The organism is Streptomyces sp. CNZ301, from assembly GCF_004217425.1.
Genome location: NZ_SHLG01000001.1, coordinates 4603020 through 4628874 on the forward strand (window position 1 = coordinate 4603020; position 25855 = coordinate 4628874).

20 protein-coding genes and 1 pseudogene are annotated in these 25855 nt (G+C 66.3%); 9 read left to right on the forward strand and 12 right to left on the reverse strand.

Going from position 1 to position 25855, the window contains the following annotated elements:
- Positions 1-33: 33 nt before the first annotated feature.
- Positions 34-876, reverse strand: coding sequence for a LysR family transcriptional regulator (locus EV375_RS19865; RefSeq protein WP_130300634.1), 843 nt, complete (start codon positions 874-876; stop codon positions 34-36).
- 72 nt (positions 877-948) lie between these two features.
- Between EV375_RS19865 and EV375_RS19870 the strand changes: the two genes are divergently transcribed.
- Together EV375_RS19870 and EV375_RS19875 are read left to right on the forward strand one after the other, a co-directional pair.
- Entirely contained in the window at positions 949-2193 is a 1245-nt protein-coding gene (locus EV375_RS19870) for an MFS transporter (RefSeq protein ID WP_207228187.1), read from the forward strand.
- Between the two features lie 399 nt (positions 2194-2592).
- Positions 2593-3489 (forward strand): arginase family protein, encoded by an 897-nt coding sequence (locus EV375_RS19875; RefSeq protein WP_130300635.1) that lies wholly within the window; start codon positions 2593-2595, stop codon positions 3487-3489.
- Positions 3490-3631: 142 nt separating this feature from the next.
- On the opposite strand, the gene EV375_RS19880 is transcribed toward EV375_RS19875, so the two are convergent.
- Positions 3632-4960 carry an NAD(P)/FAD-dependent oxidoreductase gene (locus tag EV375_RS19880; protein WP_130300636.1) on the reverse strand — a complete coding sequence of 443 codons (1329 nt, stop codon included), beginning with the start codon at positions 4958-4960 and terminating at the stop codon, positions 3632-3634.
- A 402-nt stretch (positions 4961-5362) separates the two neighbouring features.
- Here EV375_RS19880 and EV375_RS19885 point away from each other — a divergent pair, with 402 nt between their 5' ends.
- Positions 5363-6835 (forward strand): UDP-N-acetylmuramoyl-tripeptide--D-alanyl-D-alanine ligase, encoded by a 1473-nt coding sequence (locus EV375_RS19885; RefSeq protein WP_130300637.1) that lies wholly within the window; start codon positions 5363-5365, stop codon positions 6833-6835.
- On the opposite strand, the gene EV375_RS19890 is transcribed toward EV375_RS19885, so the two are convergent.
- Positions 6798-7478 (reverse strand): amino acid racemase, encoded by a 681-nt coding sequence (locus tag EV375_RS19890; protein ID WP_207228189.1) that lies wholly within the window; start codon positions 7476-7478, stop codon positions 6798-6800. The two genes, EV375_RS19885 and EV375_RS19890, sit on opposite strands and share 38 nt — an antisense overlap.
- A 548-nt stretch (positions 7479-8026) precedes the next feature.
- Between EV375_RS19890 and EV375_RS19895 the strand changes: the two genes are divergently transcribed.
- On the forward strand, positions 8027-9364 hold the full coding sequence (locus tag EV375_RS19895; RefSeq protein ID WP_130300639.1) for a cysteate synthase: 1338 nt from the start codon (positions 8027-8029) through the stop codon (positions 9362-9364).
- 290 nt (positions 9365-9654) lie between these two features.
- On the opposite strand, the gene EV375_RS19905 is transcribed toward EV375_RS19895, so the two are convergent.
- From EV375_RS19905 to EV375_RS19915, 3 genes and pseudogenes are all read right to left on the reverse strand, one after another.
- Positions 9655-9798 carry a GNAT family N-acetyltransferase gene (locus EV375_RS19905; protein WP_486588591.1) on the reverse strand — a complete coding sequence of 48 codons (144 nt, stop codon included), beginning with the start codon at positions 9796-9798 and terminating at the stop codon, positions 9655-9657.
- 23 nt (positions 9799-9821) lie between these two features.
- Positions 9822-10117 (reverse strand): annotated as a pseudogene (locus tag EV375_RS29810) (hypothetical protein); the annotation flags it as partial.
- 213 nt (positions 10118-10330) lie between these two features.
- Positions 10331-10915 carry an RICIN domain-containing protein gene (locus EV375_RS19915; protein ID WP_130300640.1) on the reverse strand — a complete coding sequence of 195 codons (585 nt, stop codon included), beginning with the start codon at positions 10913-10915 and terminating at the stop codon, positions 10331-10333.
- 463 nt (positions 10916-11378) lie between these two features.
- Here EV375_RS19915 and EV375_RS19920 point away from each other — a divergent pair, with 463 nt between their 5' ends.
- The gene (locus EV375_RS19920; protein ID WP_130300641.1) at positions 11379-12299 is read left to right on the forward strand and encodes a cupin domain-containing protein; all 921 of its coding nucleotides are present in this window, start codon (positions 11379-11381) and stop codon (positions 12297-12299) included.
- A 611-nt stretch (positions 12300-12910) separates the two neighbouring features.
- Here EV375_RS19920 and dapA read toward each other — a convergent pair.
- On the reverse strand, positions 12911-13774 hold the full coding sequence (dapA, locus tag EV375_RS19925) for a 4-hydroxy-tetrahydrodipicolinate synthase (RefSeq protein WP_207228191.1): 864 nt from the start codon (positions 13772-13774) through the stop codon (positions 12911-12913).
- Positions 13775-14091: 317 nt separating this feature from the next.
- On the opposite strand from dapA, the gene EV375_RS19930 reads away from it, so the two are divergent.
- Positions 14092-15327 carry an MFS transporter gene (locus tag EV375_RS19930; RefSeq protein WP_130301978.1) on the forward strand — a complete coding sequence of 412 codons (1236 nt, stop codon included), beginning with the start codon at positions 14092-14094 and terminating at the stop codon, positions 15325-15327.
- Between the two features lie 345 nt (positions 15328-15672).
- Here EV375_RS19930 and EV375_RS19935 read toward each other — a convergent pair whose 3' ends face one another.
- The 3 genes from EV375_RS19935 to EV375_RS19945 all read right to left on the reverse strand — a co-directional run bounded on the left by EV375_RS19935 (position 15673) and on the right by EV375_RS19945 (position 19780).
- On the reverse strand, positions 15673-17358 hold the full coding sequence (locus EV375_RS19935; protein WP_130300642.1) for a protein kinase domain-containing protein: 1686 nt from the start codon (positions 17356-17358) through the stop codon (positions 15673-15675).
- Between the two features lie 31 nt (positions 17359-17389).
- Positions 17390-17950, reverse strand: coding sequence for a hypothetical protein (locus EV375_RS19940; RefSeq protein WP_130300643.1), 561 nt, complete (start codon positions 17948-17950; stop codon positions 17390-17392).
- A 1152-nt stretch (positions 17951-19102) separates the two neighbouring features.
- Positions 19103-19780: a DUF429 domain-containing protein gene (locus EV375_RS19945; protein WP_130300644.1), complete on the reverse strand. Its 678-nt coding sequence runs from the start codon at positions 19778-19780 to the stop codon at positions 19103-19105.
- A gap of 868 nt (positions 19781-20648) precedes the next feature.
- Here EV375_RS19945 and EV375_RS19950 point away from each other — a divergent pair.
- The 3 genes from EV375_RS19950 (at position 20649) to EV375_RS19960 (ending at position 23577) form a co-directional block, all read left to right on the forward strand.
- Positions 20649-21473: a phosphotransferase enzyme family protein gene (locus EV375_RS19950; protein WP_486588761.1), complete on the forward strand. Its 825-nt coding sequence runs from the start codon at positions 20649-20651 to the stop codon at positions 21471-21473.
- A 617-nt stretch (positions 21474-22090) separates the two neighbouring features.
- On the forward strand, positions 22091-22672 hold the full coding sequence (locus EV375_RS19955; protein WP_130300646.1) for a DUF6932 family protein: 582 nt from the start codon (positions 22091-22093) through the stop codon (positions 22670-22672).
- Positions 22669-23577 (forward strand): hypothetical protein, encoded by a 909-nt coding sequence (locus tag EV375_RS19960; protein ID WP_130300647.1) that lies wholly within the window; start codon positions 22669-22671, stop codon positions 23575-23577. The genes EV375_RS19955 and EV375_RS19960 overlap by 4 nt, the downstream gene beginning before the upstream one ends.
- A 288-nt stretch (positions 23578-23865) precedes the next feature.
- On the opposite strand, the gene EV375_RS19965 is transcribed toward EV375_RS19960, so the two are convergent.
- Both EV375_RS19965 and EV375_RS19970 read right to left on the reverse strand, forming a co-directional pair.
- Positions 23866-24408, reverse strand: a complete 543-nt coding sequence (locus tag EV375_RS19965; protein WP_130300648.1) for a DUF4231 domain-containing protein — start codon at positions 24406-24408, stop codon at positions 23866-23868.
- A gap of 110 nt (positions 24409-24518) precedes the next feature.
- Positions 24519-25724, reverse strand: coding sequence for an IS256 family transposase (locus EV375_RS19970; protein ID WP_486588762.1), 1206 nt, complete (start codon positions 25722-25724; stop codon positions 24519-24521).
- Positions 25725-25855 lie beyond the last annotated feature (131 nt).

Sequence of the window (25855 nt, forward strand, 5' to 3'; positions counted from 1 at the left end):
CGGAGACGAGTCCGTCTCTGCTGTGACGGCCGCTCAGATCATGCGTCGCAGCGCGGTCTCCACGGCATCGATCAGCGGATCCCCATCGGTTCCTGGGTGCCGTGCGAGACCGAGTTCGACGTCCGGCAGAGCGGGCAGAGCGTCCGCGTCGTGGCAGACCATGGCCGGTTCGAGGTTCGTGGGCATGAGCGCTGCGACGCCGAGCCCGGCCCGTACCGCGGCGAGTACAGCGACCAGGCTGTTGCTCTCGAACGCCACGCGCCAGCGCCGGTCGGCACCTTCCAGCGCTGCCAGCACCGACGTACGCCACGAGCACGCGTTCGAGAACAGCACCACTGGCAGCGGATCGGCCATCACGTCCACACCCTGGCCGACGGCCCAGTCCAGCGGGCGGCGTACCGTCCAGCGCGGCGGCCCGGGAACGTCCGGCACCTCGTCGAGCACGAGGTGGACGCGGCCCGCGTCGTAGGCCTCCCGCATCGCGGCCCTGGAACAGCTGAGCACCTCCAGGGTCGCCCCCGGGTGCAGCCGGGCGAGGTCGGCGAGGGCCTGCGGAAGCTGGGACGCGGCAAGATCTTCGAGCAGCCCGACGCCGCAGCGGCCGGTGAGCGCGCGCCCGGTTTCGGTGAGTGCCTGCGCGGAGAGCGAGAGGATGCGCTCGGCGTAAGGCAGGAGCTCCGCACCCGCCCGGGTCGGCGAGACGCCGGACGACGACCGGTGAAGCAGCGGACGGCCGACAGCTCTCTCGAGCTTGCGCACCTGCTGGCTGAGCGCGGGCTGGGTGTGTCCGAGCGCGGTCGCGGCGCGGCTGATGCTCCCGGCCCGCACGACGGTGACGAATGACCGCAGCAACGCGGTTTCAAGATCCCTGGCCATAAATATTCATTATGCCAGCTCCAGCAAATTAACCACTTCCTATGTCATGACGGATGACCTAGCGTCACGCAGGTGACCGGATACCGACAGGTACTCGGCGTGCCAGGGATGGCATCGCTGTTGGGTATCTCGCTGCTCGCCCGTACCGCGATCACTGCTGACGTGATGGCTCTGACGATGTACGTCGTTCTGGGCCTGGACATGAGCTACACCGCGGCCGGTGGTGTCGCCGCGGCTCTGACCGCCGGACTGGCACTGGGCGGGCCGCTGCTCGGCCGCATGATCGACGGGCGGGGCCTGCGTCCTGTGCTGCTGGTGACCGTCGTCGTGCAGCTCGTGTTCTGGATGAGCGTGCCGATCCTGCCGTACGGGGCCCTGCTCGGCGCCGCCCTTGCGGCGGGTCTGCTGATGGTGCCGGCCCAGCCGGTGACCAGGCAGGCCATCGCCGCGATGACGACGGCGGGACAGTGCCGGGCCGCGTTCGCGCTGGAATCGGTGCAGGGCGAGCTGTCGTACATGGTCGGCCCGGCGGTAGTGATCCTTTGTGCCGCGAAGATGTCCCCCGGTGCGGTGGCATTGGGGGTCGGCGCCGCGATCGTGGCCGGCGGAATCGGGATCGCCTTGCTCGACCCACCGTTGCGTGCCGAGAACGAGGCGGCTGCCGGCGTGGCCCGCCGGCCCCCGCGCCGCGAGTGGCTGGGCGTCGGCATGATCGCCGTGCTGACGATGGCGTTCGGTACCACGACGCTGCTCAGCGGCGTCGACCTCGCCATCGTCGCCGCACTCGAAGAAGCAGGTCAGGTCTCCTGGGCCGCCGTGGTCGTAGCCGTGTTCGGCATGGCCTCCGTCGCCGGTGGGCTGATCTACGGCGCGCTGCCCCGGCAGCTGCCCACCTGGCTGTTGCTCGGCCTGCTGGGGCTCGTGACGATTCCCGCCGGACTCGCCCATGACTGGCCGTGGTTGTGCGTGGCCGTTGTCGGCAGTGGGCTTCTCACCGCGCCGACCCTTTCCGCGGTGGCCGACGCGGTGAGCCGACTGGCGCCGGCCGGCGTGCGGGGTGAGGCCACAGGACTGCAATCCTCGGCGCAGAGCGCGGGTTTCGCGCTCGGGTCCCCGATGGTCGGGGTGGCGATCGACGCCTCCGTGCCGGCGGGCGGCTTCGCGGCGGCCGGGCTGGCCGGCCTCGCGACCGCGTTGACCGGATGCCTGCTGTCGCGCCGCCCACCCGCCCGGACACGGTCTCCGCTCGGCGAACCCGGCCTCGCCGGAGCACCGGATGTCGAACCGTGCGGAGCCGACGCCCGGCCCGGCGCATGAGCTCGGACCCGTGCCCACGGCCGCGCCGCTCTCGCCGGGGCTGTGACCTTGGCCCCCGTCATGGAGCCCGGGGCTGTGACCTGGGCCCCCGTCGTGGAGCGGGTGACGGCAATCGGACCCGCGCCCCTGATCGGGGATCACCGGACGGTTGGGCTCAACAGGCGTGCTGAGCCTCGTACATGGCTGCTGCGGCCCTGCCGGGAGCGTCCCTTCGTGACCGGGGTCGACCGGGGTTCCCCGCCTGTTCCGGCACGCATCCGGCACGCATCCGGAACGGCGATCACCCCAGGGCGTCAGTGGATCACGGGGCCCGGTGTCAGGGCTGCCAGGCCGGCTTGCTGCTTCCACGGGTGCTGAAATGCCGTGGCCCGCACCGCCGCACGGGGTCAGAATGGCCGGATGCGCCGCATTGTCGTCATTGACGCTCCGTCCAACCTCGGCCTCCGGCCGCCCGTCGAAGGCACCGTGCCCGGGTGCTACAAGCTGGCGGGCGCGCTGCGCGAGCAGCGGCTGCTGCAGCGGCTCGGGGCGTACGAGGGCGGAGTCGTTGTTCCGCCCCGCTACGACCGTGGTGGCTGGAGGGAGGGCGACGGCGTGTTCAACGCCGAGGCGATCGCCACGTACACCCGCAAGCTCGCAGACCGCATCGAACACCACGTCCGGGCAGGGGACTTCCCGGTCGTCCTGGGCGGGGACTGCTCCATCCAACTCGGCGCCTCACTCGCCCTCCGCCGCGTCGGGCGGTACGGACTCGCCGCCATCGACGGATCCGCGGACTTCCGGCACCCCGGGAACTCCGACCGCATCGGTGCCGCAGGCGGTGAGGAGCTGGCGATCGCGACCGGCCGCGGTCAGGCGGACCTGACGGACCTCGAAGGGCTGCAGCCGTACGTCAGGGACGAGGACGTACGGGTCTTCGGCATCCGGGACTACGACGAAGAGCGGCGCGAACTCGCCGAATTGAAGATCACGAACGCGACGGTCGGGGAGATCCGGGAGTGGGGCGCCGAGGAACTGTCGCGCGCGGTTCTGCAGACTCTCGAAGTGCCCGTGACCGAGGGGTTCTGGGTGCATCTGGACGCGGACGTGCTGGACCCGTCCGTCATGCCCGCCGTCGACAGCCCCGACCCCGGCGGCCTCCTGCCCGACGAACTCGCCCCGCTGCTGCGGACCTTGGTGCGGTCGGAACGCTGCGTCGGCTTGAACCTCACCATCTACGACCCCGATCTCGACCCCGACGGCTCCTGCGCGGCCCTCCTCGCCGACCTCCTCCAGACGGCCTTCCCCCAACCCTGACCAGCTTCGGTCCGGTCGCAGTCGACCGTGGCTGTCCGGCCGTGCCGGCACGCATCCGGCTCGGTCGCCCAGGTCGTTCTGCAAGAACGCACCAGAGGCGTCGTACGGGGTCGCGGCAGAGCGTCGGAGCGTCGGAGCGCCTTCAGCCGGCGGCCCAGGCGTCCTCGACAGGAACGGGATGACCGAGGATGTCGGACGCGGCGCGGTGGCCGGAGCGGAGCGCCGCGTTGACCGTGGCCGGGTCGTCGGTCCACGTCGCCTCGCCCGCGAGGTGCAGTACGCCGCCCACGGGTGTGGCGAGAAGGTCATGGTCTTCGGGCGCCGATCCCACGGTCATGTACGCGTACGACCCTCGCGAGCAGGGGTCCTCCTGCCACGAGGTCACGTGCACGCAGGTGGGGTCCTCGACGCGGTCGCCGTACAGCCGGCGCAGTTCGCGGAGGACCGAGTCGACGATCTCTTCCTGCTCCCATCCTCGCGTCTCCTGCGCGGCCGGGCCGGCGGCGAACGTGAGGAGCGTCGGCACGCCATGGACGGCGGTGAGGTCGTACCAGGAGTGCCACCAGACCCCGCTCGGCCCCTGCTGACGGACTCCGTACACCTCGTCGTCCCAGAACTTCGAGCGGAAACGGAGGAAGACCTTCTCGAAGGCGTTCATCTCCAGGCGTGCCAACGCACCGGCCACCGGCTCGGGCAGCGGGGGTTCGATGATGAAATCCGCGGACTTCAGCACCCCGACCGGGACGGTGACCACGACACGGTTCGCCGTGAACACGCCGCGATCGGTGGTGACTTCGACTCCGTCCGCTGACCAGCTCACCGAGGTGACGACGTGCTGGAGCCGAACGTCGAGCCCCGTCGCGAGGTGCGTCGCGAGGGCGTCGTAGCCGTCGGGGAAGACCACCTCGTCGCCGTCGATCGAATCGTCGTCGAGCCCGTGCGCGTCGAGCTCGTCGATCCGGACTCCGTACTGCTCCTCGGTCCGATGGCGCAGGTACTCCCGGACCCGCTCGGCGCGTTCCGCCCCCCAACCCTGGGCGGCCAGGGCCGACTCGACCGCCTCGCCGTACGAGCGCCCCGGCGCGAGGGCGGCCACGACGCGGGCGAGCTCGGCATCCACCGCGCCGATGTCGGCCACGAAGCGCTCCACTTCGTCGTCGGTCAGACGAGCCCCCGAGGGACCGTAGTACGCGATGGGCCGGCTGTACGGCTGGTACCCGCCGACCGTGAACTCCACGGTCCGCAGCCCGAATGCGGCTGCCGCTGCGGCGACCGGGCTGTCGGTGACCCCGTGGATCCAGGACGCGCCGAGATCGGTGACGACCCCGCCGTCCCGGTCGCTCCACACACGTCCGCCGACGCGGTCGCGAGCCTCGAGCAGGACGACCCGCTGACCGCTCCGGGAAAGCAGCCGTGCCGCGGTCAATCCCGCGATACCCGCACCCACGACGATCGTGTCCGCTCGATCCATCGCATGCGCCCCCTTCCCGGCGCGCTACGCGCGGCGCGCCCGGTCAGCGTAGTCGGCGGTGCAGCTTCTCAGTCAGTCCCACGTATCGCCGTCAGCACCCTTTCCTCCTTCAGTGCAAGTCGATGACACGGCCCTCGCGGGACTGGCAGACGATCAGTCCGGTGAAGGAACCTCGCCGTGCTCACGGTCCGGCGAAGAAGGCTCGCCGTGTTCAGTTGCCCGGTGCCGTCGGGCCAGTCCGGGCAGGCAGCCGTGGCACGGAGCATCGGGCGTCAACACTCCGTCGTGTCTCCATCCCCGGGGCCCGGTGTGTCCGCCGGACGGCTGGGCAGGCGGTCTCTATTCTCCCGAGCGGCTGTCGCAGCCGAGCAACCCAGCCGTGATCCCGATGGGAGAGCAGTGATGATCCGTATGAGCCTGCAGGACATGGCGACTGTTGTCGGCGGCAGACTCCACAACGTGCCTGACCCCCATGCCCTGATCACGGCGCCTCCCACCCCGGAACCGGAAGCGAGCAGCCAGGGGCTGTTCGTTCCGGTGGTCGTGGAACGCCCTGACGGTTCGCGGGAGGACACCCACCCGCTCGCCGCCCTGGCCGTCAGGTCGGGCGCGGTGGCGGTGCTCACCGGGAAGCCGGCCGAGGAGCCCGCCATCGTCGTGCCGGATGTGCACGCGGCTCTCAAGGCCCTGGCCGTGCATGTGCTCGCCCGTCTCCCGAAGACCACGGTGATCGGTTTGACGGGTTCGTCGGGCAAGACCAGCACAAAGGACATGACGGCTCACGTGCTCGGACACGCGGGACCGACAGCGGCAACTCCGCACAACTTCAACGACCGGATCGGGCTGCCACTGGCCATCGCCGCGGCCGACGCCACCGCCCGCTACCTGGTGCTGGAGTTGGGTCATCACGGCCCCGGCGACATCCGGTACCTCGCGGACATCGCGCGGCCCGTGGTGGGCGCGGTCCTCAACGTCGGAGCCGCCCACATCGGCAACTTCGGCAGCCTGAGGGCCGTCGCCCAGGCCAAAGGTGAGCTGGTCGAGTCGCTGCCCGCCGATGGACTCGCCATCCTCAACGCCGACGACCCCCTGGTGCGCGGCATGGCCGCCCGTACCAAGGCTTCCGTGGTCCTCGTCGGCTGTACGCCGGAGGCGGAGGTCCGAGCCGAGCAGGTGCGTCTGGACACGTCAGGTCATGTGCACTTCACCCTCCGCACCCCCGAAGGGGCGGCACCCGTCAACCTTCAGCTGGTCGGTGAGCACTTTGTCACCAATGCGCTCACCGCCGCCGCCGTCGCACGCCACGCCGGCCTGCCGGTCGACCGGATCGCCGCGGCGCTCGGGGAGTTGAAGGCTGTGTCACCACGCCGCATGGAAGTCTTCGAACGGCCGGACGGTGTCACCGTCATCGACGACACCCACAACACGACGCCCGAATCGGTGCGAGCGTCCCTGACGGCTCTGGCCGCGCTCGCGAACGGCCGGGACACCATCGCGGTGCTCGGCACGATGCACAAGCTCGGCGACGCCACCAAGGAGGCGCACTTCGAAATCGGCCGGCTGATCGCCGAACTCCGCATCAGCGGACTGGTCGTCGTCGGAGGGGAGGACGCTCCCTGGCTGGAAGAAGGAGCACGGTGGCTGGATGAAGCGGCGCGGTCCCACGGTGCGGACAGCGTCCTTGTCCCCGGGGTGCGGCAGGCCCGGGCGGTGCTGAAGTCGCTCGCGGAGCCCGGCGACGTGGTTCTGCTCAAGGGTCCGAGGTTCAGCCGGATGCAACAGCTTGCCGAGGAAGTGCGGAACGACTCCTCGCCCGCTGATGTCCGCGGCCCGGACCTCAAGGGGCGAGAACCGCTGACGCCAGCACCTCGGTGACATCGATCAGATGGGTGCGGCAGGCCGCTGTCGGGGCAAGCATCGACAGCTCTGTGCAGGCCAGCACCGCGCTGTCCGGGTCACCGTCGCTGTCGATCTTCAGCTGCTCGACCCAGTGAGTGAACTCCTCCCGCAGTTCGGGAATCGGATCGCCCCGTTTTACCCTCGCGATGAAATCGCTGATGTCGCCCTGGTGTTCCGGATCGGGGTAACGGGCCACCGTGCCGACGGCCAGATACGGTTCGAACAGGCCCAGGCTCACTGTCGCTTCAGTCGCCAGGAAAAGGGGACGCCGGTAGCGGTTCCGTTCGAGCGCAGCCGCGGTCTCGGCCAAGAGGTCGCAGATGGGCACGCTGACAGCTTGCGTGAGTTGGGGCCAGTAGGCGTGCGTCGTTGCGGACGGGATGGCGATCACCTCGGCCCCCGCGCGTTCCAATTGCTCCACCGTGTGCAGCAGCAGGGGAAGCGGACTGGCTCCCCCTCCGAGCAGATGTGCCGTGCGGCTCGGCAGTTGCTCGGCCACGAGCACGGTCGCCGGGTACGCGTCATCCGTGGTGGCGCCGCTGAGGCGGAGCACCTCACCGCAGAAATGCAGTGACGCGTACGGGCCGACGCCCCCCACGATGCCGATGCGTCGTTTCACAGGTCCCTTCCGCCTCACCACCGATGAGGGTTGCAGCCCGTTCACTGTGGTGACGACCCGGTTCGGCATTCTCGATCGCACCTCCCCTCCCGGAGCCGGACCAGCCGATTGATGACCGAATGTGATTCCGGCTCAGGTCCTTTCAGCATGTCTCGGCGCAATGGCCGTCGACAGAGCGTGAATCGGGGCGCTCGAAGCGAAGGTCGCCACTGCCTGTGCCCGCAGGAACCTCCAGGGCCACTCGCGCTCCGGCCAGTGGAGATCACGCCCGTACACGTGCACGAGCCGGTCATGCCGACGAGCGGCAAAGTTGGACACCGAGGGTGAGACCGCAGTAAAACTGCGTGAATGCGGGGCCCTTGGCGTCGCGTGAACGCGGGGCCCTTGCCGCTCGCTGGATTTCGCTGGATTTCGACACCCCAACTCGCCGAGAAGCCCTGTCCTGCCCTCAAGCACGGACCACTGCGAGCTCATTCGCTCAGGCCCCCTGTTCGGCAACGCGTGCCCATTGGTCGTTACGACAATGAGTTCTTGATGCAGTCAGTCGCATGAATCGGGGCGAAGTGAAGAATCCGGAGAAGCGCCACTACTCCTTGGTCTGCCCGCTGTGCCGACAGAGCTGGGCGGACGACGGGCTGATGCTCTCCTGTACCGGTAATCACTCGCCGGCATTGCTGCAGACCTCTTACGAGGAAGAGGAATTCAAGCCGCTCGCCGACGTCGACGGGGTCTTCCGGTACCGGTCATGGCTGCCGGTCACCCGCACTTTCGCCGGGGCCGGAGGTACGACGGTGCTGCGCAGCGAGCGCATCTCCCGCTTTCTCGGCCTGCCCCGACTGTGGCTCGCCTTCAACGGTTACTGGCCGGAGAAGGGGGGCTTCCTGGAGACCTGCACATTCAAGGAGCTGGAGGCCTATGCGGTCCTCGGCCGAATGCCGCAGGAATCGCCCGTACTCGTCGTGGCCTCCGCCGGCAACACCGCCGCGGCTTTCGCCGCCGTCTGCTCCCGGTACGCCAGACCCTGCCTCCTGATCATCCCGGACAGGGGGCTCAGTCGGATGAGGCTGCGGGAAGCACTTCGTCCGGATGTACGCCTCGTCGTGGCGGAGGGCGCCGACTACGCGGACGCCATCGCCCTGGCCGAAGCGGTCGGGAACCGGCCGGGCTTCACCTTGGAGGGCGGCGTTCGCAACGTCGCGCGTCGCGACGGTCTCGCCACCGTGATGTACCGGGCGTCGGAGGAGATGGGCGAGCTGCCCGAGCACTACTTCCAGGCAGTGGGCAGCGCCGCGGGGGCGATCGCCGCACACGAGGCCGCCAAGCGCCTGCGAAAAGGGACGGCTTCCCGGAGGACTGCGCTGCCCCGGCTGTTTCTCTCGCAGAATGCCGACTTCGCCCCCATCCACAGGGCCTGGCAGGGCCGTACCGGCGCCGTGATGCCCCACGACGGCAGGCATGCTTTCGCCGACGAACTGACGAACCGGTGCCCTCCCTACGAGGTGCATTCCGGCGTTCACGACACTCTGACCGAGAGTGCCGGAGAGGTGCTCACCGTCGACAGGGCGTCGGCGGTGGCGGCAATGAAGGTCTTCAGGGATCTGGAGTCGATCGATCTCGAACCGGCTGCCGCAGTTGCCGCGGCCTCGCTCTTCACCGCGGTCAAGGCAGGGAAGGTGCCGCGCGATTCCTCCGTGCTGCTGAACGTCACGGGTGGGGGGCGGGCTCGGCTTTCCCAGGACTTCGCTCTCCAACAGGCCGAGCCCCACCTGCGGGTGAGAGCGGACGGACCTCGCGACGAAGCGCTCGGTCTGATCGAGGGGCTCTTCGCCCCTCCCGACGCCGCCCGCCCCCGCGAGCCTTCGGTGCAGCCGACGGCACCTGTCTGAGTTCCCGCCCCCGGCTGTCTGCGGCACGCGAAACGTCCGGTCGTGACTCACCGAAGGGCGCTGAGCCGGCCACACTCCGGCCGAGCGGGGATGATGGATATGGAGCGGCCCGACGTCGCCGGGCGCGTCCGGCGTTTCCAGACTGTGGCTGATGCCTGCTGCGCGCTCCTTGCAAGGGAGACAGTAACTCTCGACGGCCCGGAAGTACGGGCCTGCCAGGCCCGGTTGACCATCCCACGCCCGGTACAGTCCCCCGCCCGTTCCGGCACGCGTACGGCACATCCTGCGGGTCAGCGCAGCTCCCCCTTCAGCATGCCCATCGTGTACTGGTCGAACCACTGCCCGTCCCGATGGAACCCCTGACGCAGTCGGCCCTCCTCCACGAAGCCGACCTTCCGGTATATGTGGTTCGCCGCATGGTTCTCCGTGACCACCGTCAGGGAGATCTTGTGCAGTCGACCAACCCGAATTCGGTCGTTACCGGCGGGCGCCAGAAAGCCTCTTTGAGGATGTCTACCTCGCATTCTCCACCGGAGTTGGAGTCGGTGACGATCAGTCGGCCGAGAGTGGGTCGGCTTCCCGATTACGCACGCCGCAGCCGCGGCCTTACAGACCGGTACGAACGGAGGTTGCGATGTCTTCCATGCTGTCGGGGTTCTCGGCGGCGACGTCGAGATCTTTGCTGAGCCGGTCGACCAGATCATCGGCCTGGACGTCGTAACCGCCTGTGAGGCGAGAGGGACCGACTCCGATTGCGTCCCCACATCCCGTGCCTCGGCTGGGATTCCACCAAGTCCGTGATCAACCTGAGCCAGGAATCACCGTGCAGATCTGGCTGACCGCTGACCCCTATCGAAGCGTCAACGCCCCTCTGGGGCAGCCGTCGGTTGTCGTCCACGTTCGGTCGATCCTTGGACGAGGCCGCTTCCCCACCCCGAAGGTCAGGCAGGGAAGCAGCCCGTCACCTCAGCTCCCCGGAACGGAAGTGGAATCGATCTTCCAGCGCATGTTCGTCGGCGCGTGGGTTCCCGCGAAGTGCTTAAGGGTCACGTATGCATCAGCCGCCCCGTAGTTCTGCCCCTGAGTGGTGATCGCCCACTGCTGGAAATTGCGCGAACTGGGGGTGATCGTGTAGGTCTCCGATTTCTGCTGCTCCCTCACCGTCCAGGACTGGGATGTTCCGCCGTTGCATTCCTTCACCTGCAGTGCACCGTTGTTCTTCGCATTGTCCGGAGTGGTCAGGCAGAAGGATTTTGTGCTCTTGATCTGCTCGGTCTCGATGGTGTACCTGGCACCGCCTCGGTGTTGGAGGCGCCAGATCGAACCGGAACCGTCGTTGAGCAGCGGCCAGTGGTAATACACCGTGACGTACTGTTCCGCCTCGGTCTGGCCGTCGGTCGTGAGGTAGAAGCCGGTCGAGGCGTTGCTGATCACGACGGGCGTCTCGGCGGGAGGGTACGAGGCGGTGGCAGCAGCGGCCGAGGACTGGGTGAGTGTGAGCAGCGAGGCACCTGCCACCAGAATAGCGGCACTCGTCGCGAGTTTTGACATCTTTCTCCTTTTCAGGATTCCTCGAGATGGGCTACGGGTGGAGAGGAATGCCGTGACCCAGGAATTTCCGGACCCTCTCACACCCGCGCGAATACCGTCAGGTCTCGGAGAACACGTTGGCACACAAGCACTTGCAAAGAACAGGCAGGTATCTTCGATGCATACCAAAGAGCGAAAGAGCGCCGAGTGATCAAATGATGAATGGTTCAACCGCTCGCGAGCATCCCCAGCCCAAGTCGACGACACAGCCCCATAGGGAACCCTGAAGCCAAGATCTGCCGGCACGCCCGCAATTCTCGCGTCGCGAACGCATTCGTCGCGTTCAACCTCGGAAGGCTGTGGCTGAAAGGCACCGTCACGTGCGCTGAGACCGGCTCGTTGGCCAGGCCAGAAGCGTTCAAGGCCGCAGCCACGACGTGCGCATCCGTGTGCCGTCGCGCCGGAAGACATGAGGGAGTCCTTTATGAGCCTGACCGACACCCAGACCCCCGTCGACCCCCCGGAGGCCAACGGGGCGAAGTATCCCTTCCACATCACCAAGGAAGAGGAGCGGAAGCTGCGCCTCGAAGGCGCCCAGGCCACACCGTCGTTGGTGATCGGGCAAGCCACCTCCTTCGACGAGTACGCCCGCCAGCTGATGATCCCGCCGACCGTCATGGACCTGGCGCGCAAGGCCGAGGATCTGCGCCTGTCAGCGTGGGAGGTCGAGGCGATGCGCAAACATCTCACCCCCGCCGCCACACCCGGCGACAAAGTGGGCCTGCTGCGCGAAATCCTGGTGGAGAAGTACAAGAACGACCGTACGCACCCGCCGTACATCCGCGTCGCCTGCACTGGTAGGGGCGACTTCGACTATTTGGCCACCGAAAGCGGCCACCTCCACCCCGACGACCACCACCCGAAGGGCGACATCGGCTCGCCCGTGGTCCTGGAGATCTGGCCGGCGCAGCACTACTCGCCCATCCACTCCCACGGCCAGACCACGGGCATCGTCTTCTGTCTCGCCGGCCAACTCGACGTCATGGTCTACGAACACCTCGACTGGAACGCCACCAAGCAAGGCCTGCTCACCCTCACCCCCGGCCAGTGCGCCTGGCTCTCCAAGGACAATTACGCCGTGCACCGGGTCTACTGCCCGATGGACGGCGGCGGAGGCATCACCGGTCCCGGCTACATGAACTCAAGCGCCGAATTCGGCGCCAGCTTCCACGTCTACCTCAACCCGGACGAGACAGCCGTTGAGACCCACGACAGCAAAAGCCACTCCCGCGACGCCTTCAACTACATCGGCGAGGACGACAAGCAGCAACACGCCTTCGCCACCGAGTCCGACCTCTCCTGGAGCGTCCTCCGCCGCGTCCTGGCCAACACCCCGCTGACCTGAGCCCGAGCCAAACACCGCAGCGGGGCAGACTGCTGAGGTCGGTGTAGCGCCTTTGAGCTGTAGCTGGCGAAGCCGGTGACGGAGCGGAGTGGCGCGCCTGGGCCACCTCCCACCACTGGCGGTTACCGCGGAGGCCCTGCGAACGATGGGCCAGCAGTGACCTGTTGTCCTCAAGGCCGGACGTCCACCCTCGAGCGCGCAGAAGCCTCGGACAGTTTGAACCAACCTGCACGCGGTCACGGTGTGCGGAGACCGAAGCCGCATGGGAAACACAGCGGCCCAGGCCGGAAGCACTCTGTCCCTGACCCGGGCCTACGTCGTGAAACGGGTGACGGGAATCGAACCCGCGCTCTGAGCTTGGGAATCACTGGCCAACACTGATCGGGATCCACGCCGACCTGCACGTACCGACGCTGAGCGTACGGCGAACTGGCCAAGGGGTGACCGGTGTTGAGCCCGACTGCCTCGTCTTCTGGCACCCATCTGGCGCGAAGGCCTTGTTGCGGTCTCCACAGGGTCCTCATGAGGGTGTGGAAACTGACCGACCCTCGAGGCCCAAGCTCAATGGCTCTTGGGCGGTGTCGTCTTAAGCGACTCTTCCGCTCGGCAGCTCAAGTGAGGAGGCCGCACGCGACAAGTGCCTTGCGGACCACTTCCGTTTCTTCCTGGTCGGCTTCGACCAGGGGCAGGCGCAGGCCGCCCACCCGGTGGCCCAGCAGGTTGAGAGCGGCTTTGATCGGAATGGGATTGGTCGTCACGCTGAGCGCCTGGTAGAGAGGCTGCAACGCGGCGTCGATCTCTGCGCGCCGGTGGGGTTCGTCGACCATGCGCCGCATCAGGTGTCCGGCGACGTGGCTGGCGACGAGGATTCCCCCGCAGCCGTTCATCCCGAGGGTGCGGGCGAAGACGTCGTCGTTGCCCGCATACAAGCCAAGCCCGTCCACCGGAGCGAGGTTGGCGTTGTTGGCCTGTTTGACGTAGTCGATGTGCTCGATCTGGGCCAACTCGGCGAGCAAATCGTTCGGCATGTCGATACCGGCGCGCGTCGGGACGTTGTACAGCACGACGGGTTTCCCGGCGGCCTTGGCGATCTCCGTGTAGTGCCGCACCAAGCCACGGCGGTTCGGCCGGTTGTAATACGGCGCCACCGACAGCACCGCGTCAGCGCCCAGCTCAACGGCCCGTTCGGTCATTGCGCAAGCCTGAGCCGTGTTGTTCGAACCGGTGGAGGCGATCACGCTCGTACCGGCCGGCCGTTCGGCACAGGCGAGTTCGATCAGCCGGAGATGTTCGGTGTTGGTGAGAGTGGAGGGCTCTCCCGTTGTCGCGGCCACCACGACACCGTCGGACCCGTTCGCGAGCACATGACGCAGCAGCGACACGAAAGCCTGCTCGTCCACCTTGAGACCGCTGTTGAAGGGGGTGACGATCGCCGTCAGCACAGACCCCAGCGGCGCACGACGCATTTCAGTCATTGAACCAACCCCTCGGACACTTCGTTGTACGGCAGAGCCTCTCCCACCGGCACAAGAGGGGCAACCAACTCGACGGTCCATCCGAAGGAGCCAGCCGGAAGGACCATCCCCGGTCATCGAGCAGCCCTGGCGAATTTCGCCGCGAGGATCAGCGACCGGCACGTATGGGTCTGGCCAGACCATGGTTTTGAGCGAGGGACAGGAGCACCGAGTTCGCCGAAGTTATTCCGTTGACCGAGGATGGCCAAGGCACGAGAGTGTCGCTCTGGTCGGGAATAACGGCATACGTGGGGCGGTGAGCGGTGGCTGGCTCGGACATGGCCCGTGACCTGCAAGTCAAGGAGACCCTGTCCCAACCGCCGCTGTGGACAGCGGAATTCCGGCTGTTCTTCACCGCCCGCACCACCTCTCTGCTGGGCGACGCGATGCTCCCCGTCGCGATCACGGCCGCCGTGATCCGGGCGGGATACGGGGCGAGTGGGGTGGGATATGCGCTCGCCGCGCTCGTAGCGCCGTTCGCAGCGCTGATCATCTTTGGCGGGGTGCTGTCCGACCGCTATGGCGCCCGACGCCTGATGGTCGTCTCGGACACCGCCCGGCTGTGTTCTCAGGGAGTGCTCGCGCTGCTGTTCCTGTTGGGTACGCCGCAGTTGTGGCAGATCCTGGTGCTGCTGGCCCTGGTCGGGGCGGGCAGCGCACTCTTCCAGCCGGGAGTTGCCAGCATCACCCCGCGCACAGCCCAGGATGTACAGAAGGCCAACGCCACCCTCCGCATCTCGGAGTCCGTCACCACCGTCATCGGCCCCGCGCTGGCCGGCCTGCTGCTGGCGGTCTTCTCACCTGCGGCGGTGGTCGCCCTCGACGCCCTGAGCTATGCGGCCAGCGGCGCCTGCCTCCTCCTGCTCCGCTCAGTCCCGATGGGCCCGGACGCCCGGGACGGCGAATCGTCGTTCCGGGCCGATCTCGTGGAGGGATGGCGGGAGTTCCGGGCCAGGACCTGGTTGTGGAGCGTCATCGTCGTCTTCATGCTCTGGCAGCTGGCCGGCGCCGGTCCCACCATGACTCTCGGCAACAGCACGCTCGTCACCGACTATGGAGCATCGGTGTTCGGCCTGGTCATGTCGTCCCTCGGGGCGGGAAGTGTGCTGGGCGGGATCATCGCGATCAGGCTCCGCCCGCGGTATCCGCTCCGGGCCGGCGCCCTCTCCATGATCCTTTGGGCGCTCATGCCGTTGGGGGTCGCTCTCGGCCTTCCCGCGCCGCTCATCGCCGGGTGCTATGGGGTGAGCGGCGTGGGCATGGCGTTCTGGATCGTCATGTTCCACACGAGCGTGCAGACGCACATCCCACAGGAAGTCCTCGGCCGGGTACACGCCTACGACGCGGCCGGCTCGCTGGTGATGAAGCCAATCGGGCAGGCGGTGGCGGGGCCGCTCGCGGTCGTCGCGGGGACGGCGCCGCTGCTGTCCGTGTCCGCGTCCATGGCGCTCGTCGCCTGCGCCTTGCTGCTGGCCATCCCTCCCGTGCGCAACCTGAAGCGCGTACAGCGCTAGCTGCCCGCACCCTCCGATCAGCTGCAAGGCTCCCGCCGCCGTCAGAGGGCCTGGGCGGGATCCAGTGCGTATCGCCAACGTAAGCTTGGTGGGTCGAAACAATCCGCACAGCAAACAAGCCCCGGCCTCTGGCCCGGGGCTTTGTGCTGGAGCGGGTGACGGGAATCGAACCCGCGCTCCGAGCTTGGGAATCACCGTGTTTTCGGGGGCAGTCGGGGTGCTGGCCTGGGGAACCGCACCTTCGGGATCCGCAGTCGGCAGTCTCAACAGACCGCCGATGACCGGGGCTTACCGGTCCTACGGGCGGGTGGGTGCGGTTCGCAGTGAAGTTCATGGCTCAGGCGGTCAGTCTCCGTTCGGCTTCGCCAGAATCTTTATCTGATCGGGGGAGAGCGCCTTGTTGAAGACTTGGACGTCTTTGATGCTGCCGGGAAACCAATGGGTGGCTTTACCGTCGGCACCACGGGCGCGGCCGATGAACAGCTTGTCGGCGGGGGTTCCGACGGCGGGAGTAGCCGCCTTGTGGGACCGCTGTTCGACCCCGTTGACGTAGAGGTGCAGCTCGTCGCCCTTACGCACGCCGACGAGGTGGGTCCAGGTCGAGATCTCGGGATGGTCGCGGGACGTCGCACCGCCATCCCTGTCTGCGAAGGCCCAGCGGCCGGCTGCGGGCGAATACCGCAGGAAGAAGTTGTTGGTGTCGCCGGCGGACTGGCTGACAGCGGTGGCGAACGAGCCGAGTGTCTTGCTGAGGTACACCCACGCGGAGACGCTGAATTCCTTGCCCGGCCCGGTACTGACAACCCTGTCCGGGATGACGATGTCACTCCGGCCGTCGAACAGCGGGGCCCCACCGTCCCCTTCTCCCCAGCGCACCCCGTACGCCTTTCCGTCGTTGCTGCCGATGCTGTCGGCCTCTTTCGACCGTTCGTCGAGCGGCCAGGCCCCGATCGGATCGAGCCCCTGCTCGCGAGTGAGGTAGATCCCGGCGGGGACACCAGCGGCGACGGCGAGGCCGAATGCGGAAAGCAGTGCGGCGCGGCGAGTGGGGCCGCGTCGCGGCTCCGGACCTGGCTCGGCCGGGGGCGTTGTAGTCGCCGGAGCATCGAGGGAGGACTCAGGGGTGTTTCTGGTGACGGTGTCGGGGTCTGCTATCGCCTGATCGGAGATGCGGACGCGGTCGGCGGCGGGCAGCCAGGCCTCGTTGTCGAGGAGTGTCGTGACTCCCGGGTCGAAGCCGGCGCGTACGAGGATGTCCTTGGGGGCGGGGCGCTCTTCGGGGGTCTTGGCCAGGCAGTCGGCGATGAGACTGCGCAGGTCGGGCGGACTGACGGCTTCGAGGTCGGGTTCCGTGTAGACGGCTCGGTAGCCCATCGCGTGGGCCGGGCCCTCCCCGAACGGATTGATGCCGGTCGCCGCATAGGCCAGAACCGTGCCAAGGGAGAAGACATCGCTGGCCGGGGTGATCTCTGCGCCGTTGACCTGTTCGGGAGACATGAAGCCCGGGGAGCCGATCATCATGCCCGTTCTGGTGATCCTGCTGGCCTCGTTGATACGTGCGATACCGAAGTCGATGACCCGCGGTCCGTCCTCGGCGAGCAGCACGTTGGAGGGCTTGAGATCGCGGTGCACAAGGCCCGCGTCGTGGATCGAGGTCAGGGCTTCGGCCAGTGCCGCCGCAAGGGCCAGCACCGTCGCCGGAGGGAACGGCCCGAGGTCGGAAACGGCTTGCTGCAGTGATGGTCCGGGAACATAGCTGCTCGCCAGCCACGGAGTAGGCGCGTAGGGGTCCGAATCGACCACCGGGGCGGTGTATGCCCCGCTCACCAGCCGGTTGGCCAGAACCTCCCGGCGGAACCGGGAATGGAACTCCGACTGCTGGACCAACTCGGGATGCACCACCTTGACCGCGACCCGCCGCCCACCCGGGGACATCCCGAGGAAGACCTGGCCCATGCCACCTGCGCCCAGGCGGCTCAATAACCGGTAATCGCCGACGGAACGTGGATCCCCCGGCTCCAAGGCCCTCACTACAAAACCTCCTGGCATCGCGCGCCCCTGATCAGGCTTCCACGTCCTGACCGTACAAGCAGCCTAACGTTGGCCGTATGGCTGGTTCGAGGCGCCGAAGAGCTTGACTGCTGCTCTCCAACAAGCGTTGCTGCGCTGCCTGTTCGGGGAGGTCGCGATGGAGCAGGCTGCGGACGCGCACTCCTCCGCGTGCGTCCGGTAGCGTCCGTGCGGGTCGCGGCCTGGCGGGTCCGTACGGCCGCGACACAGGGTCATCAGCCGGACGGAAGGTACTGGGCGAAGCCGGACGGATGGTGTCGAGCACGGCGGCACGCTCGGCGACCTTCAGGTTGTCTCCGTCACGGTAGTAGTAGTAGTGGTCGAGACAGGACTCCGGGGTGAAGTGCCGGCCGAGGACGTACGGGCCCAGGTCGAGCCCCGACTCGAAGTCGATGCCCTCGTCCGCGCCGTACTCCAGCAGTCCGTCGGCAACGCGCCAGTGAGTGCCGTCGTACCAGCACAACCCGGTCGCCGTCAGGAGTGCCGCACCGGTCTCGGGGTCGGTCAGGGTGAGGTTCTCGTACGCCGGAGTGCAGTCCCCGGCGTACCGCAACAGGTCGTCGGGACGCCCCGGTAGTGGGTCAGCTGGAGTGCGAAGTCGTCGACCGGGCCGGGGATGTTCAGCGGGCCCTCGTGCTCGAACGCGATCAGCAGTGCCGGCCGTCGTCGGGTGAAGTACCACTGGACGGACTGGCCACCACTGTCGTTACACGCGAACCGCGTCGCGCCGTCCACCCGGTAGGAAACGCTCTTCTGCGAGAAGGACGCGGACCACCCGACGGTGCCGTGACCCCCGCGGCGCGCTGCCGCAACTCGGCAAGCGGCGTCGCGTCCAGCTCCGCGAGCAGGTGCGCTCCGTCCTGCGTACCCTGTCGCGCCATGACGGCAGTCAACCGGCGCCTCGGTGGTCAAGCAACCGGAAGCGCGATGCTCTCCAACACCGCGAGATGCTGGACGCGGCCGTTGCTACTCAGGCGGCAGCCAATCGGCGTGAGACCGACGGGGAACAGTAGGAGTCTCGTGAGCTGAGTACGCGGTCGGTGGAGTCTCAATGGATGAGTTAAGGCCGGCGGCAGTGCGATCAGACGTCGAAAAAGTGATGCGTCAGTTCTGTGAGCTCCGGATGGACGAAGGGCCAACAGCATGACCTGCGGGTTAGCTGTTGGCCTCTGTCGTCGTCTGCCACCGTTGGGCTACCTCGCACGGTTCCACAACGGCCCGAACCTCCGTCCACCGGCCTCTCGTTGCGAACTATGGGCACGACGTCGGTGAGGTCATCTCGGCCGGTCCACTGGATGCCTGGAGCCATCAAGGTGCGGCTACGTCGCCGTAGTTGCTGTATTTCGATGCCGTACAGCGCACCGCACGATCACCGTGTTAGGAGTGATGTAGGGAGACTGCCGGACCTGCGAGGGTGCGTGCTGGCGTGACGAGGGTCAACTCGTCCCCATGCACCTCGTTTTCCCGTGAGCCCCCCGTCCGATGTGGCACGAGAGTGGCACGGGGCTGGCGTAGTGAGGCAGCCGACCCATGCCGCACCCCGGGTCGCGGCCTTTACCGTGCGGATGACCTCACCACCAACTGACTGACGGTACGGCTTTCTGGTCCGTAGCTCTAGATGGATCGGGCGGCTGCGGTCATTCAGGGCAGAGTTGAGTCTTCGCCGTCCGCGATCAGTCCCACCCTTGTTGGTGAAGGGCTGCTGTCAGTACCAGATCGCGATCGGCCGCCCGCAGCGCTCGCGTTGCGGTGGGTCGGGCAAGCAGAACGCGTCCTGTTCGGCGATGCGATGTGCGCTCCACGCCGCAGCCGCCGCATCCAGGACGTCATCCGGAGGTACTCGACCCGCGAGCCCCAGATCATCGGGGAGGAGAATGCCGGCTTTCCGGAGCAGAGCACGCCGGGTCATCTGGCCTTCCCAGCTGGTCTTCTTATGAGGGAGCGGCGCCTTCCCGTTGAGTGCCCAGAACGACACCTCAGGGTGGACCTCGAACAAGCGGCTGCCGTCGCTCTCCAGACATTCGTTGGCGGCCCTCAGCTTGGCTGCCAGTCCCCAGGTCTGCTGACTCAGCCCGCTCCCGGTCAGTTCCTGGCACCGCAGGTTGGCAGCCTCGTAGTGAGTCTCGAGCCACACTTGTTGCGGTGGCACACGGAACACGGAGTTCGCTCGGGGCCCCAGGACGGCCTTTGCCTCCATGTCCGCCTTCCGCCATCCTTCACTCACGAGCCCGAGGGGCATGTCCACTGCGACAACTTCGGCTCTGGGAGTGGCATCGAGGATGTCTCGTAGGTCATTGCTGAATTGCGCGTCGGTATAGGCACCGTCGGAGAGTTCGACGGCGACCCACCCCTGTTTGCATGCGTCCACCCCGAGGATCACCATGCGGTCAGTATCGCGTCTGGGGCCCATCGGCTCACCCGTCATGCGGCAGGTACCGGGTTCCGGGTACTTGCCGTGCCTCGCCCTGGCCGGCCACGGCTGGGCGGGTGCGGAACGGCGCGGAGCCACCGAGCACGTAACGGCACGAGACCAATCGAGAAGCCTGCACAATAAACAGGCCCGGGCCTGTGACCTGGGCCTTCGTTGTGGAGCGGGTGACGGGAATCGAACCCGCGCTCTGAGCTTGGGAATCATCGTGCGGATAGGGCCAGTTGGCGTTCTCACCTGTGCTGACGGTCTGTCCGTCCGCCGGGACTGATTCCGCCGATGGCCCGCGTTGACCGCTGTTTACCGCCCCTTCTGGTGCATATCTGGTGCGGCAGCCGTGCGGTGAACGCGAGCGCTTGACTGCACCATTCCACGCGGAACCGCAGGCAGCGGTTTTGAAACCGTGAGTTCCTATGTCACCAATGCGCCCGGCTGAACGAGCAGGGTGATCACTGGGTGTGGTCGGCGGTGATCGTTCCTCTCCGCCGGAGTGGAGCCTTGGGCCGATATTCCCTGGCCGATGCGTCGACCATGCCGGTACGGTCTGGGGCGTGCGATGAGTCTCCAGCGGCGCATGCCGCGCCGTCTACGAGGTCGAATCAGCCGCCGTATCGGGCGGTTCCTTCGTTGTTCCTGGAGACGCTCACCCATGACGCACCACACCACGCCATCCCCATGTCCTGCGGCCGGTCACGGCACTGGCTCGGACGTCACCTCGCCCTCCTCGTCGGGCACCAAGCACCCCGCAGTACCCCTCAGTGAAACGATCGCTGCCGCCCTGTCCCTGCACTGGGACCTGGGCAACGCCGAGGTCACTCCTCTTATGGGGGGCATGAACTCCGCGACCTGGCACGTGAAGCGCCATGGTGAGGAGTGGGTGGCGAAGGCCGTCCCTGACGGACCGCCCGCAGAGCAGTTCCGCTATGGACTGCACCTGGCCTCGCGTGTCGAGGAGACCGGTATCCCTTGTGGTGCGCCGGTGACGTCGAAGGACGGCCGACGGACAGTCGGTACCGTCGGCCACGAGTTGGCGCTGTTGCGATGGGTTCCGGGAAGAGAGTTGGACGGTGGCAACGAGGACGACATGGTGCTCATGGGCGTCACCCTCGCCCGCGCCCACCAGGTCCTCGGCACCGAGCCAGTCACCGAGGAACAGGCGTGGTCGCGTTTCGACCTTTTAGACGGAATCGAAGACACTGCCGTCCTTCATGCGCGTCCGTGGATTCGGCCCGCGGTCGAAAGGGTTGTCACGCGGCTGCGTCGGCTCCGTCCGGAGACGCTGACGTGGGGCCCCGTTCACGGCGACCCGGCTCCCGAGCACTTCCGGCTCGATCCTGACACCGGCCTGTGCGGTCTCATCGACTGGGGCGCCTCAAGTCCCTGGGCCCGGATGTACGACTTGGCCACGGTTGTGATGGACGCCGGCGGCCCAGACGCTGCCCGCCCCCTGATCCGGGCATACCTTGAGCACGGGGCGCTCTCCCCTGACGAAGTCGGCCAAGCTCTGCTTCCGCTGCTGGACTTCCGGTACGCCATCAACACCTTGTTCTACGCCGGACGAATCTTGCGCGACGATCTGACCGGCGTCGCGGACCGCGCGGGCAACGAGGAGCGCATGGAGCAAGCACGGCGGTGGCTTGTCCGCTAAGGGAAGATCCAGTCATCAGCTGATCTTGCCTGTTGGCGTCAGCCGTACGTGTCAAAGACCCCCAACCATGATCGGTTGGGGGTCTTAACGCTGGTGGGGCTAGGAGGACTTGAACCTCTGGCCTCATCCTTATCAGGTCGGTCAACTATGGGTTCCGGTGCTGGCGACTACCCCTTCTACTGCTGGTAGGAGGGTTGTTGACGTCCGGTCGCAGCTGCCGAGATCTGCCTCTGTTGTTGTCAGCTGGTGTTGTCACTGATGTCATCCCGGCCGCGCTGTTCCACGTGGAACCACAGCTTGCGCTAGGGACTCCATGCCTTCTGATCCGTAGCTCTAGCAAGGATGGTCGTGTGCGGTCATTCGGGACATGCGACAGGCCTTGCGGTCTGGGTGCAGCCGCTGACGGTCGGTGCAGTTGCTGTACTTCGCTGCTGTACAGCGAAGAGCCGGAACCCCATAAGGTCCCGGTTGAGTCTTCTCAGCGCGGCCGTGGCTGCGCATGACGGCGGAGTGCGGATCTTTGCGGCGCCTACCGTGCGTAACGGGGGATTGCCGGAACGTGTTTAACAGAGGATCATGCCTTCAGTGACGGTCCAGCCACGCGTCAAAGGAGATGCATGGTTCCAAGTTGGAGCGAAAGTGGCTTCTTGCCGCCGGGCAGGTACAGGTTGGACGCTGACGGCGCAGAACAACTCCTTGTTGCCGATGAGCGGTTCAACGGCTCGGAGACGCGAGAGCGACTTTGGGCTGGACTAGAGACCTACCTGAGTCGTTTTTTTGATCTTGAAGAACAGCATGAGGTGGCCTTAGGTGGCCAAGAGCTGGTCCATGCCATCTGGCTTGGTGGGAGCTTCGTCAGCACCAAGCTGAACCCCAAGAACATAGACCTCACTGTCTTAGTCGATGAGACTGCTGCGGCCTGCATACGAGGTCGTGCCGGAGCGAAGTGGCTACTCAAGGCGTTCAGCCGGCAGGCGAGGCTGGACGAGCTGGGAGTGTCGCCTCTTCGGATTGGGTATCGACCGGTTGTCTCAGTCTTTCGGCCTGCGCTGTTGGCCCCTGAGGACCAGGGGTACCTTCGAGACAGGGGCGCATGGGACGACTGGTGGCAGCGGTGTCGACTCGCGGGGGAAGATGAGGGAGAGCCGACGCCTGAGACTGTAGCGCCGCGGCGAGGCTACTTGGAGGTGACGCTGTGACCACTAGCTGGCGACAGCGTGCCCTGGAGCGGAACCGGGAAGCCAACCGTCGCTTCTTTGCTGATCTAGGCGAAGATTCCCAGGACCCGGTACGTCACGCAGAAGAACTTAGACGACTCTGGCTAGAGGCTGCCCGGCACTACGACCCAAGTGCGAGCCTCGAAGAAGAATTGACTGTTTGCCTCAAGGGGGAATCGGCAGACAGAGGGGCACTAGACTTTAGAATTGGGGATTCCCTCCTCAGACCCCTACGAGATGGTGTAAGTGCGGCGGCCAGAAAGGACGTCGAACTTGAGCTAACGGGGGTATCTTCAGGAAGTACCGTCCTGCATGTGCGACCAAAAGCGCCAGATGTTATCAACACGGATGAACAAGGCGAGTTCGCGCATGTAGACACCTCGGTTGCTGATCCAGCCATTAGAGATCTCTTGAAGCTTATCGACGCAGCAGAGAACGAACGTGATGTGCGTCGCTGGGAACGCATGGTGCCTGGCCTAGACGGCGTAGTAGAGGCGCTTGACAAGTTCGATCTCTCCGTAGAGATGCGCTGGCGAAGCCTGGACGGAGCGGTACGTTCTTCTTCCCTATCGAGCCGCGGCAAAGAATATGTGCGGCGGCTCCGAAACGTTGAAACGCACAAATCCCAAATCGCCGTTACTGGTCGGATCACTGAACTCCGCGAGTCGGGCGTAGTTAAGGTCAAGACTGGTATAAGCAGAAAATCTTCCGCCTATGAAGTAAGGGTGGATTCTGAAACCCTGATCGACATGCATTTGGAACTCGGAATGACGGTCTCGTTCGTGGTGCAGGTCATCAAGAAGAAGGACAAAGTTGGGCGTGAGAGGTCAACCGAGTACCACTTCATCCGGATGGGGGATGGTCAGGAAACCCTGCTCGGTGAGTAAGGCCAGGCGGAGCCTCAATAGGTTCCTGAAGACCGGCCGTCAACGCGATGAGAAGTCGAAGAAGTGATGCGGCAGCTCTGTGAGCTGCGGACGGACGAGAGGCCAACAGCATGACCTGCGGGTTGCTGTTGGCCTCTGTCGTCGCCTGTCACCGTTGCACTACGTCGCACGGGCCAGAGACGGCCCAGGGGCCTGGTTCCAGGATGGCGAACCCTACTGGCGTTGCCGTCAGACTGCCGTCAGCGGAGCAGGTCGTTGCTTGCCCCAGCATAGGACGTCCATTCGTGACTATTGGGGTTCTCGCCGAGTGCCGGGGATTTCGGGAGGCACTTGCACATCAGCACTCACCTGGCCACCCAAGGTCATCACATTCAAGGTCGCAGAGTTCTCGTTGGCGATTGCACTCTCCACCCTGGCGACTAAGGTCGTGAAGGCTTCCCTCTGGGAGAGGCCTAGATAGGGTCCCACCTTGGTCTCGAAGTAGATTCGCTCGTGGCCGAGAATCTGCTCGGTTGACCTGTAGTTCTTCCACTGTTCGCGGTAGCGGTACACGCTCTCTAGCGAGACAGAGCCGAGAACGATCAAGCTTAGGACAGTCGCGGTGAGTCTAGCGAATGGCAGGTCCAGGTTGACTAACACTGGTACCAAGCCACCCCCCACGACGGAAAGCGTCCGCATCCGAAGGTGCATGGCTTTCGTCTTGACGGCCTTTCCGTCGTACCACTTCTGATATTGAAGCAGCCTGCCTTCGACGTAGTGCTGAGCCGTGGCTACGGGCCTAGGCGTAGCGGGGGTCTCCTCGAGCGACTGCTGATCATCCGTCCCTGGCATGCCTGGGAGTACATCGGTGCCAGAAGGTGCAGTCAACTCTGCTGCCCAGACCCTCGGCTGGCGTAGCGTGGGCGTGTCCAACGAACGGTTGATCTGTGGTTGTTGGTTGGTCAGCGGCGGGCTGCGGAGAGCCGGCCTTCGAAGGCGATTTCGAAAGCGTTCAGCGGCGCTTTCCAGCGCATGGTCCAGCGGCGGCGGCCCTTGCCGGTGGGGTCCTGAGACATCAGTGCCATGTAGACGCACTTCAGCGCGGCCTGCTCGTTGGGGAAGTGCCCACGAGCCCTCACCGCCTTGCGGATGCGGGCGTTGACGGACTCGATCGCGTTGGTCGAGCAGATGACCTTGCGGATCTCCACGTCGAAGGCGAGGAAGGGCACGAACTCGGCCCAGGAGTGCTTCCACAACCGGATGATCGCCGGGTACTTCCTCCCCCAGGTTTCGGAGAACTCGCCGAACCGTGCGGTGGCGGCCTCCTCGCTCGGTGCGGTGTAGACGGGCCTGAGCGTCTTGGAGATCTTGTCCCAGTCCGCGCGGGAGGCGTAGCGGAAGCTGTTGCGCAGGAGGTGGATGATGCAGGTCTGTACGATCGTGGCCGGCCAGACGGTCTCCACCGCGTCCGGCAGTCCCTTCAGTCCGTCGCAGACGAGCATCAGGATGTCCTCGACGCCGCGGTTTTTGATCTCGGTGAAGACCTGCAGCCAGTATTTGGCGCCTTCGCCGCCGTCGCCGGCCCAGATGCCGAGGATGTCGCGGTGCCCGTCGACGGTGACGCCCATGGCGAGGTAGATGGGGCGGTTGGCGACCTGGCCTTCGCGGATCTTCACGTGGATGGCGTCCACGAAGACCACCGGGTAGACCGGGTCCAAGGGCCGGTTCTGCCACTCTGACATGCCGTCGATCACCGAGTCGGTGATGGTGGAGATCGTCTGCCGGGACACACTGGCGCCGTAGACCTCGGCCAGGTGGGCCGATATCTCCCCGTGGGTCAGGCCCTTCGCGGACAGCGACAGCACCATCTCATCCACCCCGGACAGGCGACGCTGCCGCTTGCGCACGATGCCCGGCTGGAAACTGCCGTCGGTATCGCGGGGCACACTGATCTCCACGGGACCGACGTCAGTGGTGACCGTCTTCGCCCGGCGCCCGTTGCGGGAGTTGCCTCCGTTCTTCCCGGCCGCATCGTGCTTCTCATAGCCGAGATGGTCGGTCATCTCACCCTCGAGCGAGGACTCCAGCACCCGCTTGGTCAGCTGCTGCAACAGCCCGCCCTCACCGGTCAGCTGCAGCCCCTCAGCATGAGCCCGGTCGACCAGCATCCCGACCAGCTGTTCATCCACCACCCCAGCACCCGCTCCGGCCGCCGGCTCCGACGGCTTGGCGGGCTCCTCGGCGGCCTCGGCCCCGTTCTTCACAACATCAGTCATCCGGTGTCACTCCATGATCGGCA